Genomic DNA, 14,967 nt, shown 5'->3' on the forward strand with positions numbered 1-14,967 from the left:
GGTTAAAGATAGAGCCGGTGGATGACCTGCCGGGCGTCGTCGGGGTCGGTGCGGGTATCAAATCCAAGGCTATGGGCCAGATCCCGCATAGGGGCGTTATCGGCGGCGTCGATGGAATACAGCTGGCGATAGCCGTTCTTGCGGGCCGCCTCTATCAAATGTTCCATCAACAACGTCCCCAGCCCCAGATGCTGCCATTGATCGGCTACGGTCACGGCGCACTCGCATTCGTGTTCACTGGTAGCGCAATAGCGACTGACACCGATTTCGATCAGTTGGCCGTTGTCGTGGACCAGGGCGATGTAAGCCATGCGCGTCTTGCAGTCGACATCCATCAACTGGTCGAGCATGGCCGCGCCGGGCTCATTGATTTGCGCCAGGAAACGCATGTGCCGGGACTCCGGTGACAGACGCTTGATGAAGTCATACTCACGCTGGCGATCTTCTTCCTTCAGTGGCCTGATCAACACGTGCCGGCCATCTCTGAGGGCCTGGATCCAGTGCTTGCCGCTGATGCTGGCATACAGGGCAGCGGCGCGTTCATTGTGGTCTTTGACGTTGAGCATGATGCGTTCCTCCATCGGGTGTGAACCTTCGGCGCGGCAAAGGCCGTGCATTCGCTACTGTTCTACGCCGGCGTGGCAGATCGATTCTGATCTGGATCAGTGCTCGCGAATCCGCTCGTCGATGATCAATGCCGGGGAGCAATTTCTGTGGGAGCCAAACCTGTGGGGGGCAAGCTTTGCTCCCACAGGTATGTGCATGCAGTTGATAAAGATCAAGCCGCCCCGGGGTGACAAGCGCAGGCTGTTGCACATGCCAGAGAGGGACCGCTGGGGACCGGATGGCCAACAGACCAGTGGAGGTGTGTAATGGGACAGTACCAACGTTTGCTATTGATCGTTGAAGCCGACCTGCATCCGTCTGCCGCGCTACGTCGCGCCAGTGCCCTGGCCAGGGTCAGTGGCGCGGCCTTGCACTTGTGCGCATTTGTTCAACCACCGCCTCACACGCATTTGTGGGGCGAAAAGAACGATGAAGCGACAGCTCAGCGCTATATGCACCACTACCGTCGCTGGATGGTGGAGGAGGCGGCGCTGCTCAAGGAGCAAGGGCTGGATGTGACGACCCATGTGGTCTGGACCACTCATCCATTACTGGACATCCTGCGCTACGTCGAGCAGTTTCAGCCCGATTTGCTGATCAAGGATGTGACCCTTGAGCCGCTGCTCAAGCGTGTTTTCGTGACGCCCCTGGACTGCCATCTGCTGCGCGATTGCCCGGTGCCGGTGCATCTGGTCAATCGCGCCACCCACAGCTTGCCACGCCGGGTCGTGGCGGCGGTGGACCCCGCCAATCCGCAGGCCAACGCCTTGAACCAGCGCATTATCGAGGCCGCCGGGGCAATGGCCCTGCAATGCAATGCCCCGCTGCATCTGCTGCACGCCTGCGACCTGTCTCCGGCCTTCAACGGGGAGGCTTCGTTGGTGGCTGGGGCCTGGGATGAAGATTTTGCCGAGGCCTTGCGAGAGTCGCTGCATGCGGCGTTCATCAATTTGGCCGAGCGGTGGAGCATTCCACCCGAGCGCCGTCATTTCGTCATTGGCCTGCCGGTGCCGGTGATCCATGAGTTCCTCGATGAGTTCGAGGCTGATGTGGTGGTGATGGGCACCGAGCAACGCGCTGGGCTGGACCGTCTGATCGGTAGCACGACGGAACGGGCCCTGTATTCGGTGTCGGGCAGCTTGTTGGCAGTCAGGGTATGAGCAGGGCGCGTTGACTCTGATGTAAATCAAGTCGGGTTTGTTCAAGCGCTCCAGAATCAGTCGTGGCAGACCGTTCGATATCGGTTCAAGCGACCAGGGCAGTTCGCGGGTAATCCAGCCTCTTTGGGAGAATGTGATGAGTGATTTTCTTAGCCCCGACCAACTGGAAGGCATTGACGCCTATTGGCGTGCTTCCAATTATCTGGCTGTGGGTCAGATTTACCTCAAAGACAACCCATTGTTGCGCAAACCGCTGCTACTGGGCCACGTCAAGCCGCGCCTGTTGGGTCACTGGGGCACCACGCCGGGATTGAACCTGATTTACGTTCACCTCAATCACCTGATCAAGACCCACGACCTGAACATGATCCTGGTCACCGGCCCCGGACACGGCGGCCCAGCCATCGTCGCCCAGAGCTATCTGGAGGGCAGCTTCACCCAGTGTTATCCCTCGGTGGAACAGAACGAGAACGGGATGCTGCGCCTGTTCCGGCAGTTTTCCTGGCCCTACGGGTTGTCCAGTCATGTCTCGGCGCAGATCCCAGGGTCCATTCATGAAGGCGGGGAACTGGGGTATTGCCTGGCCCACGCCTACGGTGCGGCGTTCGACAACCCTGACCTGATCGTGGCCTGCGTTATCGGCGATGGTGAAGCCGAAACCGGTACGCTGGCGGCGAGCTGGCATTCCAACAAGTTCCTCAACCCCCGGCGTGACGGTGCGGTTCTGCCCATCCTTCACCTCAACGGCTTCAAGATCGCCAACCCCACGCTGCTTTCGCGTATCAGTGAAGACGAGCTGTCAGCCCTGATGTACGGGTATGGCTACGATCCTTATTTTGTCGAAGGCGACGACCCCCACAGCGTTCACCAGCAACTGGCGATGGTCCTGGACGCCATGCTGCTCAAGATCCGCGAAATCCAGCGTACGGCCCGTGCAGACTCGTCGGCACATGAACTGGAGCGGCCACTGTGGCCGATGTTGGTGCTGCGCACGCCCAAGGGCTGGACCGGTCCGAGATTCGTCGACGGTCAGCAGGTCGAGGGCACCTGGCGCGCCCATCAGGTGCCACTGAGTCATTTCGAGCAGCCCATGCATCTGACGCAACTGCAACAATGGCTCGAGAGTTACCGGCCACAGGAGCTGTTCGACGCCAGTGGTGCATTGCTGCCGGAGATTGCGGCGCTGGCGCCCACAGGGCATCGGCGTCTGGGCGCCAATCCCCACGCCAATGGCGGCTTGCTCCTCCAGTCACTTGAGCTGCCTCGATTTACCGATTACGCCGTGCAGTTCTCCGCGCCCGGCAGTGTGCAGGCGGAGTCCACCCGGGTGTTGGGCGGTTTTGTCCGGGACGTGATGAAGTACAACCTCAAGGCCGGCAACTTTCGCCTGTTCGGCCCCGACGAAACCGCCTCCAATCGCCTTGATGCGGTGTACGAGGTCAGTGGCAAGACCTGGATGGCGGCACTTGAAACGGGGGATACCAACCTGGCCTGCGAAGGCCGGGTGATGGAAATCCTCAGCGAGCAGGTGTGTGAAGGCTGGCTTGAGGGCTATTTACTGACGGGCCGCCATGGCCTGTTCTCCTGCTATGAGGCGTTCATCCATATCGTCGATTCGATGTTCAACCAGCACGCCAAGTGGCTCAAGACCGCTGCGCAGATTCCCTGGCGCGCGTCGATCGCTTCGCTCAACTACCTGCTCACATCCCACGTCTGGCGCCAGGACCACAATGGTTTCTCCCATCAGGATCCGGGATTTATCGATCATGTGGCGAACAAAAGTGCCGATGTGGTGCGTATCTACCTGCCGCCGGATGCCAATTGCCTGTTGTCGGTGGCCGATCACTGTCTCAAGAGCCGCGATTACATCAACGTGATCGTGGCCGGCAAGCAACCAGAGTGGCAATGGCTGGATATCGATTCGGCCATCAGGCACTGCTCCATTGGCATCGGTCGCTGGGCCTTCGCCTGCCAGAACGATGACGACCCGGATGTGGTGATGGCCTGCGCCGGTGATGTGCCAACCCTGGAAACCCTGGCCGCCGTGACACTGTTGCGCCAATACGTGCCGGATCTGCGCGTGCGGGTGGTGAACGTGGTGGACTTGATGGCCCTGCAACCGCCGCAACAGCATTGCCATGGTCTGCCGGATGCCGGGTTCGATGAGTTGTTCACCGTGGACAAACCGGTGATTTTCGCGTTCCACGGCTATCCTTCATTGATCCATCGTCTGGTCTACAAGCGCCATAACCATGACAATTTCCATGTGCGCGGTTTCATGGAGGAGGGGGCCACAACCACCCCGTTCGACATGGCGGTCATCAATCACTTGGATCGCTACCAACTGGCATTCGATGTCATCCAGCGAGTACCGCGCTTGCAACCGTTGGTGGAGGGCGCCCGGGACCGCTACTGGGCCACCATGGAGAAGCACCAGCTTTACCTGATCGAACATGGGCAGGACATGCCCGAGGTCTTGAACTGGCGCTGGACGCCGGCGCCGGGTTGACTGTACGCCCTGTTACGACTTCGACATCGCGCCGTTCGCCCTGACTTTTTGGAGATCCATCATGAGCCAGTACCAGCGCTTACTGCTGATCCTCAACCCGGCACAGCGACACTCTCCGGCCCTTCATCACGCAGCGGCCCTGACGGCGGCCAGCGGGGCGCACTTGCATGTTTCTGCGTTGGTGCCGTCACTGGACATTCTCAAACTGTTGGAGCAGGAGCCCCGTGATGAAGCGCGTCAGAATTACCTGCAGGACCACCGTCACTGGCTGGAGGAGGAGGCCGACAAGATGCGGCGCCGAGGCCTGAGGGTCACCACGCAGGTGGATTGGGTCGACGGCATGGACGAGCAGATTCTGCAGCACGTTACGCAAATCCAGCCTGATCTGCTGATCAAGCAGGTGCAACACGAGCCCCTGCTCAAACGGGCCTTCCTTACTCCGCTGGACTGGCGTCTGTTGCGCCAGTGCCCGGTTCCCATGTACCTGGTGGGCGCCACCGGCCACGCCTTGCCGCGCAAAGTGGTTGCTGCGGTGGACCCTTCCAGCGACTTTGCGCAAAACAGTGGGCTCAACGACCGGATTATTCGCGAGGCAATCGGCTTGGCCTTGCAGTGCGACGCCGAGTTGCATCTGGTTCACGCCTATGAGGTTTCGTCGGTCTATCTCGGCGATGTCGGCGGAGGTGGCCTGACGCTTAAACAGCTCAGCAATGAACTGCGCAGGAGCCTGGAAAAAACATTCCTGGAGCTGGCCAACCTGTTCGGCGTGCCGGCCGAGCGCAGGCACTTCGTGCTGGGCCATCCGGTTTCAGCCTTGAGTGAGTTTGCCCTGGAGCATGAGGTCGATGTCGTGGTCATGGGGCGCTCGCAGAAGGGTGGTTCGCACGGGCTGTTGGGTAGCACCACGGAGCATATTTTGTATCAGGTGTCGTGCAGCGTACTGGCTGTGTGAAGAAACCGGTGCTCATGGCTGTGTCCTTGATGAAAATCAATGGCCCGCTGGGCGAATAGTGCGACCAATGGAACGCCAATCGATTGTTCAGGAGCACGCTCATGCGCATGACGTTTCTAGGGGCGGCCGGCACAGTCACCGGCAGCAAGTACCTGCTGGAGCATGACGATCAACGCATCCTGATCGACTGCGGGCTGTTTCAGGGCTACAAACAATTGCGCTTGCACAACTGGGACCCCTTCGAACTGCCGATGCGTGACCTGGACGCGATCGTGCTGACTCACGCACACCTGGACCACAGCGGTTACCTGCCAGTGCTGGTGCGAAACGGTTATCGCGGTCCGGTCTATGCCACGTCGGCCACCTGTGAGCTGGTCAAGATCCTCTTGCTCGACAGCGCCCGCTTGCAGGAGGAAGAGGCCGAATACGCCAACCGCAAGGGGTTTTCCAAGCATGATCCTGCCCTGCCGTTGTACACCCGGGAGCATGCCGAGCGGGCACTGAAACTGTTACGCCCGATAGCGTTCGATCATCCGGTGGATATCGCCCGTGGGGTGGGGATTGTGCTGCGCCGCGCGGGACACATCCTGGGCGCAGCCACGGTGCAGGTGCAGGCCGCTGGCGTTACGTTGGTGTGCTCCGGCGACCTGGGGCGCCCCGAGGACCCGGTGATGTTTGCCCCGCAAACCATCGAGCAGGCGGATTACCTATTGGTTGAGTCCACCTACGGCGACCGGAGGCACCCGAGTCAATCGCCCGAAGATCAACTGGCTGACGTCATCACCCGCACCGCATTGCGCGGCGGCATCACCTTGGTGCCCTCGTTCACGGTCGGTCGGGCACAACTGCTGATGTATCACCTGTATCGCCTGAAACAGCGGATGGCGATCCCGGACATCCCCATCTACCTGAACAGTCCCATGGCCATTGATGTAACCCGCTTGTATCAACGCTTTGGCGATGAGCATCGTTTGTCCAGGGAGGAGTGTGAGGGCATGTGCCACATCGCGCACCCGGTGCGCTCGGCCAGGGATTCCATGAACCTGGACCTGCAACGCACCCCGGCGGTGATCATCGCCGCCAGTGGTATGGCTACCGGAGGGCGGGTGTTGTTTCACCTCAAAAGCCTGGCGCCGAACCCGATCAATACCTTGCTGATGCCAGGTTTCCAGGCCGGCGGGACGCGTGGCGCAAGGATCGTGGCGGGTGAGCCTGCGGTGCGCATCCATGGCAAGGACGTGCCAATCAACGCTGAAGTGGTGCCGATGCAAACATTGTCCGCCCATGCCGATGCCGATGAAATCATGCAATGGTTGCGCGGCTTCAAGACACCGCCCCGGCATACCTATGTCGTGCATGGCGAACCCAACGCGTCCGATGTCCTGCGCCATCGCATTCGCGATGAGCTGGGCTGGTCAGTATCGGTGCCGGAGTATCGCGACAGCGTGGAGTTCTGAGGCCTCCTTCGCGAGCAGGCTCGCTCCCACAAAGGTCCTGAGGTGTACGCGGTATTTGTGTTCATCACCGCCCCTGTGGGAGCGATCCTGCGCGCGAAGCGGCCCATCAGCTTCAACAACACATCTAAATGCACAGGCAAAAAAAAGCCCCTCGTCGTTGGCCGGCGAGGGGCAGGGTGCACAGCGTCAGTCAGCCTTGATCGGCACGACTTTTTCCGCTTTCAGCGCTTCCGGTTTTTTAGGCAGCGTCAGGGTCAGCACGCCTTTGCTGAACTGAGCTTCGATCTTGTCGCTATCGATGCCTTTTGGCAGGTTGAAAACCCGTTCGAAGGAGCCGTAATGGCGTTCGGACAGGTGATAACCTTTTTTCTTTTCTTCCTTGGCTTCTTTCTTCTCGCCCTTGATGATCAGGTTGCCATTGGCGAGCCGGATTTCGATGTCTTTCTGATCCATGCCGGGCAATTCGGCTGTGATTTCAAAGCTCTTTTCCTTCTCGCTGATGTCCACGGCCGGCAGGCTCGTGGAGAACTCCCTGCGCCAGAATGGCTCGACATCGAACAGTCCGCGACTGAAAGGAGAAAGACCTGTACCCCGGTTGAAGTCATCGAACAGGTGATCCACCTGCTGACGGAGTTTTTCCAGTGGATGCCAAAGGTCATTCTTGGCCGGATGTTGAGTGTTGTCTTGGGTATCGACCGGCATTTTTTTCACTGAATTGGACATTTGATTTTCCTCTTTGGTGATGTCCGGGCGGGACTTGGCATCATTGCCAGGGACCGGTTCCGGACGGGTCAATGCACGCTTGCAAGCCTTACAACGAGAGCTGGCCGGACCAGAGCATCCAGCCGGCGAAAATCGCCGCCACCCAGATCACCAGCAGCAACCCCCAGCCGAAACCATTGAGCGCATGCCCGGTCCTGGCCCGTTGCGCGCTGAGGTAAATCAGCGAACCGGGGGCATAGAGCAGGGCGCTGAGCAGCATGTAGCGGGGGCCGGCGGCGTAGAGCAGCCAAATGCAATAGGTGGTGGCGACCAAGGCGATGGCCATGTCGCGCAATTGCAGGACGCGGTGCCCGGCGTAGGTCTGGCCTTGCCAGGTCATCTTCAGCGCGTACAGGCCGCTGAACAGATAAGGCAGCAGGATCATCGAGGTGGCGAGTGAGATCAGGGCCAGGTAGCTGGCGCTCGAATACAGCGTCAACAACAGGAACAGCTGAATGCAGCCGTTGGTGATCCACAGCGCGTTGGCCGGCGCGCCATGCTGGTTTTCCGAGGCCAGCGCGCGGGGCATGACCTTTTCCCTGGCCGGCGTGAACACCGATTCCGCTGCCAGCAGGGTCCAGGCCAGCAACGCACCGCCGACCGACACAATCAGGCCGATACTGATCAACACCGCACCCCAAGGACCGGCCACCGCCTCCAGAACACCCGCCATGGATGGGTTCTTCAGGGCAGCCAGTTCAGGTTGTCTGAGGATCCCCAGAGACAGGAGCGACACGGCAATCAGCAGCAGCAACGTCAGGACGAAACCGATCACCGTGGCCCTGCCCACATCCGCCCGGTCGGCGGCACGGGCGGAAAACACGTTGGCACCTTCAATGCCGATAAAGACCCAGACCGTCACCAGCATGGTGCTCTTGACCTGATCCAGGGTACTACCCAATGCCGGCGTGCCCCAAAAGTCGACCATGAAGGTGTCTTTGGAAAATCCGGCGATCACCAGGCCGATGAACAGCAGCAAGGGCACGACTTTGGCCACGGTGGTCAGGGCGTTGGCCTTGGCCGCTGTGCGCATCCCGCGCAGGATCATCCAATGCAACGACCACAGCACCACCGACGCACCGGCAATCGCGGCCTTGTTATTGCCTTCGCCGAACAAGGGAAAAAAGTAACTGACCGCCGCGAACAGAATCACCAGATAACTGACGTTGCCAATCCACGCACTGATCCAGTAGCCCCACGCCGAATTGAAGCCCAGGAACTCACCCCCAAGCGCACGAGCGTAGGCGAACACGCCATTATCGAGTTCCGGTTGACGGTTGGAGAGTGTCTGATAGACCAGAGCCAATGACAGCATACCCACGCCAGTGATCAGCCAGCCGATCAGGATAGCCCCGGCACCCGCGCTGGAGGCCATGTTCTGGGGCAGGCTGAAAATGCCGCTACCGATCATCGAACCCACCACCAGCGCAACCAGCAGGCTCAATGACAGGCGTTTGGGTTCGACCTTTCGCAAACTGCCGGCCAAAGGATGAGGTTTGACGGCCGGGATGACCGGCTCAGTGCCTTGCAGGTGCGTTGCCATGATTGAAGCCTCCACGAGACGAAGGGGTCGACGACCTTCGCCAAAGCGAAGGTTCTAGCGCTGGTTATTAATCTCTGCGTGAAGAGGCTGGGGAGCATTGATTTAGATCAGAGGTTATGCAGGGCGTGCATGCGTGAATTTCATAGGAAAAGGACTGAGCTGCCTTGCAGGGAAATTGACATAAATCAACGCCGAGGCCGCTCTATCAGAGGACGCTGGATTGACGCTGAACGACGGGGCGCAACAGCCTGTGGAGGTTTTCCAATGAGTCAGAGTCCCTCAATGCAAACAGTGTGGAAGGACCGCAGCGCAGCGGGGCAAGGGCTGGTGGAACATTTGTTCAAATACGCCCATCGACCCGATGTCATCGTCCTGGCCTTGCCCCGCGGCGGAGTTCCAGTGGCTTATGAAGTGGTCACCGCTCTGCACGTGCGCCTTGATCTGATGCTGGTTCGCAAACTGGGTGTGCCGTCCAACCCTGAGTTCGCGATGGGCGCCATTGCCAGTGGTGGCATACAGATCCTCAATGACGACGCTCTTCGTGCCCATCCGATTGATCAGCCCAGTTTCGACGCCGTGGTTGCCCGGGAAACCCGGGAGCTGTTGCGTCGTGAGCAGGCGTATCGAGGCACTCGTGAGCCTGTACAACTCAAGGACCAGGTGGTCATCCTGATTGATGACGGTCTGGCGACGGGGGCCTCGATGATGGCAGCGATCCACGCGGTCCGCACGCAAGGGCCTTCGCGCGTTGTGGTCGCCGTGCCGGTTGGGCCGCTTGAAACAGTGGAGGCGCTACGCAGCGAAGTGGATGAGGTGATTTGTCCGCTTATTCCTGACTGGCTGGTTTCCATAGGCTATTGGTACAAGGACTTCCCTCAGACATCCGATGAAATCGTCATCGATTTGCTGCAGCGGGCCTGGCAACGGGAGTCGACCGCCGCGTCTCAGGGGTAGAGCGGCAGGACTGCGAACGGGCTCACACGCCAAATGGAAACGTCTCGTCTTCCGGCTCCAGCTTCTGGCTTTTCGGCAGTGCCAGCGCCGCTACCGGCTGTGTCTTTTCGATCCAGACCATGGCATCGAACTGTTCACTCAGGACTGCTTCGAAATAGTGGCTGTCACGCTCGGTTTCGGGACGATAAATCACCCCGATAGCCCGTTCCAGCATGGGTTTTGAGAGTGCGCGGCGCAGGTCCTTGCGCTGCGGATCTCGCCAGTCGGTCAATGAAGCCGGAACGCCGGCTTTGAGAAACTGATGCTCCCAGCTGTCCGGGCGCGAAGGTCGAATGTCTTTGATGAGCATGGCGCCGTCCCAGTCATCGGCCGCCGCCACCTGGCCACGGTCAGTGCTCATGCCGATCAGGGCGACGTCGCGCCCATAGGCGCTGCGGCATAGCTGGCCGATGTTGAACTGGCCCTTCCAGCCCATTTGCGTGGCAGCCGCGTTGCCAATGTGAGAGTTGTGAGCCCACACCACGGCTTTGGCTTGAGGGCCCCGGTGTTCCAGCAATGCTTGCAGGGTGTTGAACATGTGGCGGTCACGCAGGTTCCAGGAGGCGGTCGAACCTCGATAAATTGCCCGATAATACTGTTCCGCCGCCTGCACCACGCGAGCATTTTGCGTCGCGTTGAAGAACGCCTCATCGTCCTTGATAAGTCCTGCCAGTTGTTCGGCCAGCATGCTATTGAGCTGCGCTACCACGGCATCTTCACAGGGCATCACCCCACCGCGCTCGACAAAGTGGCCATATAGCGCCGGATCATCCTGCCAGGGTGTCAGGCAGCCATAGCGACGTCGGGCTTCGCTGGCCAGTTGCGGGTCGACGCGGTCCAGGTAATTCAGCACCTCATGAATGGAGTTACGCAAACTGTAGATGTCCAGGCCGCGGAACTCGACGCGATCTTCCGGGCTGCGCGGGTGGTTGAATTGATGGAGCCAGTGGGCAAATGTCTTAACTTCAGTGTTGCGCCACATCCAGGTCGGAAATCGGCTGAAGATGTGACGCTTCCACGCCGAGGGCGCGAGCCCTCGGACATATCGATCAACATGCGCCGCATCCGGCCAGTCCGCTTCAACGGCGACGATGTTGAACCCATGCTGTTCGATCAACCGTTGGGTGATGGCAGCCCGGAATCGATAGAACTCGCTGGTGCCGTGGCTGGCCTCACCGATCATCACGATACGCGCATCCGCGTAGCGATCGAACATTTGTCCAAAGCCCGGTGCATCCGGTTCCGGTAGAGGTTCGGCGTAGTGTTGCAGGACCGGGGCAATGCTGGCCTCTTCAATGGGGTGGGGTGAACCATACAGCCCATCGAGTGTGTGTTGCGAAGGTGTGTTCATGTTCGTCATCCGCTAATCGTGGGTGCGTGCGTCAAAGGTTGCACAACCCTTACCACGGGGCGCTTGAGCGGTAGGAGCGGTGCAAATTCTTCAGGGGTCAAGGTTTCCCTTTCCAGCAAAAGACGCGCGCCGGCGTCCAGATCGCCCCGACGGCTTTCAAGCAGCGTCTTGGCTCGTTGATAGGCTTCATCGAGCAAGGCGCGAATGGCCAGATCGATCTCTCTGGCCGTTATTTGCGAATAATCCCTTTCTGCGACTTCCTGCATGCGTTCGCCCAGGTAAGTGGCACTTTTACGTTCCAGCACCGCCTGACCAAGCTCGGCACTCATGCCGAACCGGGTGATCAGTTGGCGAGCGATATCGGTTGCATGGGCCAGATCATCGGCAGCCCCGGTCGATATCTGGCCATAGGCCAGGAATTCGGCGGCGCGGCCGGCCATCAGCACGACAATGCGGTCCTTGAGCATCTGGCAACTGATGAGGAAATGGTCTTCGGTGGGGCGCTGTAACGTGTAACCGAGCGAACCGATGGCACGGGGCACAATCGAGACCTTGTGGACCGGGTCCATGGCCGGCAGGTTGCTGGCGGCCAGGGCGTGGCCCATTTCGTGATAGGCCACCACCTGGCGTTCATCAGGCAACAACAGGCTGCTCTTGCGTTCAATTCCGGCGACGATGCGTTCCACGGCCGCGGTAAAGTCGTCGAGGCTGACGGTTTCGGCGCCGCGACGAGTGGCAACGATGGCGGCTTCGTTGACCAGATTGGCCAGGTCAGCGCCGGTGAAACCGGTGGTGATGTCAGCGATGCGCTCGCTGTCTAGATCCGGCCCCACGACGATTTTCTTGAGGTGTACCTTGAGGATCGCCTGCCGGCCTTTACGATCGGGGCGATCGATCAGAATCTGCCGGTCGATACGGCCGGCACGCAGCAATGCCGGGTCCAGGACCTCGGGCCGGTTGGTTGCGGCGAGCAACACAACACCCTCTCGAGGGTCGAACCCATCCAGTTCCGCCAGTAATTGATTGAGGGTTTGTTCTTTCTCGTCATTGCCACCCCAGGCGCCGACGCCGCGCATCTTGCCCAGCGCATCGAGTTCATCGATAAAAATGATGCAGGGGGCTGCCTGCCGTGCCTGCTCGAACAAATCGTGCACGCGAGCGGCACCGACACCGACGAACATCTCGACGAACTCGGAGCCCGAAATCGAGAAGAAGGGCACCCCGGCTTCTCCGGCGATGGCTTTGGCCACCAGAGTCTTGCCTGTGCCCGGCGGGCCGACCAGCAGCGTACCTTTGGGTATATGCGCCCCCAGCCGTGCGTATTTCGCCTTGTCCTTGAGAAAGGACACAATTTCCACCAGCTCGACCTTGGCTTCGTCGATTCCGGCCACATCGGCAAAGGTTACTCCGGTGTCCCGCTCGACGAATACCTTGGCGCGGGACTTGCCGATGTTCATCAGGCCGCCCATGCCTTGTTTTTCCGCCAACCCCCGGAACATGAAATGCCAGATCACCATGATCAAGCCGAAGGGCAGTAACCAGCCCAGCAAACCACCCAGGAAGGTATTCTCGCTCACCCCGGTAAAACCGACACCCGAATGGGCAAGATCCGTCGCCAGCGCAGGATCCACCCGTATAGTCGAGAACAGGTTATGACCGGCGATCGGCTCCTGCAGTTTGCCGCTGATCCGATCGTTTTCCACCCGTAGATCGCTGACCTTTTGCTCGTTGAGCAACTGCAGGAACTGGCTGTAGGGAATGACCTGGACCATGGGGCGTTCGAAAAACAAAAACTGCGCAAGGCTGAACACGACCAGGGCGACCAAAAAATATGACAGGTTCCATTGGTGGGTTTTTTTCATGGCCTCGGCTCAATGACGACAGCAGATGGAAATACAGCGAATGGATCACCGCAGAGACGGTTCTCTGCGGGCCTGCGACTCAGACAAGCAACAGGTGATCGTCCACCTCTCTGACCCCCGGCACCGACCAGGCCGCCCGTTCCGCGATTTTACGCTGGCGCCATAAATGGACTTTGCCTTCGAGCCTCACCACATCCCCATCGACCTTGACGTGAATTGCCTTGGCATCCACTTCGGCATTGCGTTTAAGGGCCTCTTCGATACGACGCTGGATGTTGCCCGCGTCCACTCGAGGGCGCAGGGTCAGTCGATTGTTCACGCCCACCACGCCGGATAGCTTGAACACGGACCGCTCCACGCTTTCTTTCTGGTATTGCCATTCCACTTCGCCTTCCAGGCTGACCCAGCCGTTCTGCACGATGACTTTTATGTCGCCTTCAGGAACGTCGCAGCTCCAGTTGATGATCTTCAAGGCGCGATTGGCAATGGTGTCGTCTGCGGTGCCGGCGTTTTTATTCAATCGGACCTGGATTTCCTCAGCTACGGCGCGCACGCCCTCGATGCTTTTGACGGCGCGTTCGGCGCTGATCTTTTCTGCATAACTGCCGACATGACCGGAAAGGGTGACGACGCCATTGTCCACGGCCACGCCAATATGGGCTGCGTTGAGGTCGGGTTGGAATTCCAGTTCTTCCAGAATGGTCTTGCGCAGGGTCAAGTCGCTCATCGTGGCGTCCTCCAGGTAATGCGAAGCGGGCGGGGCTATCAGGGCCCGGTCTGCTTTTTCTACGCCTGGGTGATGCCGACACATTGAGCTAAATCAACAAGGGTGTAAGTGGGGTCAACGCGCTGTCGGGGCAACGGCCTGTGATTTGATGAAAATCAGCAGGGCGGTCGACCGTGCCAGCGGAAGGGGCGATCAGGCGACGGGCAGGTGATCAGTGATGCAAGCGCCTCGAGAGGGTTTCACCGCTCTGAATGACGGTGGCAACCAGCCACTTTTTGCTTGAGGCCGGGCAGGTCCAGGATGGTGACGTTGCGTCCATGCATTTCTACCAGTTCCTCTTCTCGCAGGTGCGCGATACCCCGGCAGATCGTTTCCAGCCGCAGGCCCAGATAAGAGCCGATAGCCTCGCGGCTCATGCGCAAGACGAATTCCCTGGAGGAGTAACCGCGCATGTTAAGTCGCTGAGACAGGTTCAGCAGAAACGCCGCAAGACGTTCATCGGCATTCATGTTGCCAAGCAACAGCAGCATGCTGTGGTCGCGCACGATCTCCTGGCTCAGGAGCTTGTTGAGGTTGTGCTGTAAAGAGGGCAAATCGTGGGCAAGTTTTTCCAGGTTGCTGAAAGGAATCGGGCAAACTTCGCTGTCTTCCAGCGCTATTGCATTGCAGGCGTAATGATCGGTGCTGATGGCGTCCAGACCGAGCATTTCGCCTTGCATCTGGAAACCGGTGATTTGTTCGCGTCCGTCCATCGACAATACGCTGGTCTTGAAGAAACCCAGCCGCACCGCATACAGAGAGCGCAGCGGATCGCCGATGCGGTACAACGCCGCGCCTTTTTTGACCTTCACACGCTGTGAGATCAAGGTGTCCAGGCGCTCGACTTCGCCGCCCGTCAGCCCGATAGGCAGGCACAGCTCAAGCACGCTGCAGTTGGAGCAAGCGGTTTTAAGGGAATGCACGCGCAGAAGTCGTGCTTCTGATTCGCTCATCGGAATAAACTCCTTTGCTGGAGCAATCATAGAAGATCAAACCCGTTGCGCCT

At 59.4% G+C, this 14,967-nt stretch carries 12 protein-coding genes; 5 read left to right on the forward strand and 7 right to left on the reverse strand.

Features of this window, described 5'->3' with window-relative positions; genetic code table 11:
* Positions 1–2: 2 nt before the first annotated feature.
* Positions 3–566: a GNAT family N-acetyltransferase gene (locus PSEUDOMOFG3G_RS10620; RefSeq protein WP_047225870.1), complete on the reverse strand. Its 564-nt coding sequence runs from the start codon at positions 564–566 to the stop codon at positions 3–5.
* Positions 567–872: 306 nt separating this feature from the next.
* Between PSEUDOMOFG3G_RS10620 and PSEUDOMOFG3G_RS10625 the strand changes: the two genes are divergently transcribed.
* From PSEUDOMOFG3G_RS10625 to PSEUDOMOFG3G_RS10640, 4 genes are all read left to right on the forward strand, one after another.
* A complete protein-coding gene (locus PSEUDOMOFG3G_RS10625) occupies positions 873–1,766 on the forward strand; it encodes a universal stress protein (protein WP_139049890.1) in 894 nt (297 codons plus the stop codon).
* A gap of 136 nt (positions 1,767–1,902) precedes the next feature.
* Positions 1,903–4,275 carry a phosphoketolase gene (locus PSEUDOMOFG3G_RS10630; protein ID WP_076384338.1) on the forward strand — a complete coding sequence of 791 codons (2,373 nt, stop codon included), beginning with the start codon at positions 1,903–1,905 and terminating at the stop codon, positions 4,273–4,275.
* 61 nt (positions 4,276–4,336) lie between these two features.
* Positions 4,337–5,227 carry a universal stress protein gene (locus PSEUDOMOFG3G_RS10635; RefSeq protein ID WP_047225679.1) on the forward strand — a complete coding sequence of 297 codons (891 nt, stop codon included), beginning with the start codon at positions 4,337–4,339 and terminating at the stop codon, positions 5,225–5,227.
* Positions 5,228–5,328: 101 nt separating this feature from the next.
* Entirely contained in the window at positions 5,329–6,684 is a 1,356-nt protein-coding gene (locus tag PSEUDOMOFG3G_RS10640) for an MBL fold metallo-hydrolase RNA specificity domain-containing protein (protein WP_139049891.1), read from the forward strand.
* Between the two features lie 186 nt (positions 6,685–6,870).
* Here PSEUDOMOFG3G_RS10640 and PSEUDOMOFG3G_RS10645 read toward each other — a convergent pair whose 3' ends face one another.
* Together PSEUDOMOFG3G_RS10645 and arcD are read right to left on the reverse strand one after the other, a co-directional pair.
* Positions 6,871–7,407, reverse strand: a complete 537-nt coding sequence (locus PSEUDOMOFG3G_RS10645) for an Hsp20/alpha crystallin family protein (RefSeq protein ID WP_047225871.1) — start codon at positions 7,405–7,407, stop codon at positions 6,871–6,873.
* Between the two features lie 88 nt (positions 7,408–7,495).
* Positions 7,496–8,989, reverse strand: a complete 1,494-nt coding sequence (arcD, locus tag PSEUDOMOFG3G_RS10650) for an arginine-ornithine antiporter (protein ID WP_139049892.1) — start codon at positions 8,987–8,989, stop codon at positions 7,496–7,498.
* A 264-nt stretch (positions 8,990–9,253) separates the two neighbouring features.
* Between arcD and PSEUDOMOFG3G_RS10655 the strand changes: the two genes are divergently transcribed.
* Positions 9,254–9,943: a phosphoribosyltransferase gene (locus tag PSEUDOMOFG3G_RS10655; protein WP_047225681.1), complete on the forward strand. Its 690-nt coding sequence runs from the start codon at positions 9,254–9,256 to the stop codon at positions 9,941–9,943.
* A 22-nt stretch (positions 9,944–9,965) separates the two neighbouring features.
* Here the strand turns inward: PSEUDOMOFG3G_RS10655 and PSEUDOMOFG3G_RS10660 are convergent, their stop codons facing one another.
* The 4 genes from PSEUDOMOFG3G_RS10660 to fnr form a co-directional block, all read right to left on the reverse strand.
* On the reverse strand, positions 9,966–11,333 hold the full coding sequence (locus tag PSEUDOMOFG3G_RS10660) for an erythromycin esterase family protein (RefSeq protein ID WP_139049893.1): 1,368 nt from the start codon (positions 11,331–11,333) through the stop codon (positions 9,966–9,968).
* 5 nt (positions 11,334–11,338) lie between these two features.
* Entirely contained in the window at positions 11,339–13,195 is a 1,857-nt protein-coding gene (gene ftsH / locus PSEUDOMOFG3G_RS10665) for an ATP-dependent zinc metalloprotease FtsH (RefSeq protein WP_139049894.1), read from the reverse strand.
* A gap of 79 nt (positions 13,196–13,274) precedes the next feature.
* Positions 13,275–13,922 carry a BON domain-containing protein gene (locus tag PSEUDOMOFG3G_RS10670; RefSeq protein WP_076384342.1) on the reverse strand — a complete coding sequence of 216 codons (648 nt, stop codon included), beginning with the start codon at positions 13,920–13,922 and terminating at the stop codon, positions 13,275–13,277.
* Between the two features lie 239 nt (positions 13,923–14,161).
* On the reverse strand, positions 14,162–14,914 hold the full coding sequence (gene fnr, locus PSEUDOMOFG3G_RS10675; protein ID WP_139049895.1) for a fumarate/nitrate reduction transcriptional regulator Fnr: 753 nt from the start codon (positions 14,912–14,914) through the stop codon (positions 14,162–14,164).
* Positions 14,915–14,967 lie beyond the last annotated feature (53 nt).

Origin of the sequence: Pseudomonas sp. FG-3G (assembly GCF_901007645.1) — a bacterium.
Taxonomy (GTDB): Bacteria; Pseudomonadota; Gammaproteobacteria; order Pseudomonadales; family Pseudomonadaceae; genus Aquipseudomonas; species Aquipseudomonas rhizophila.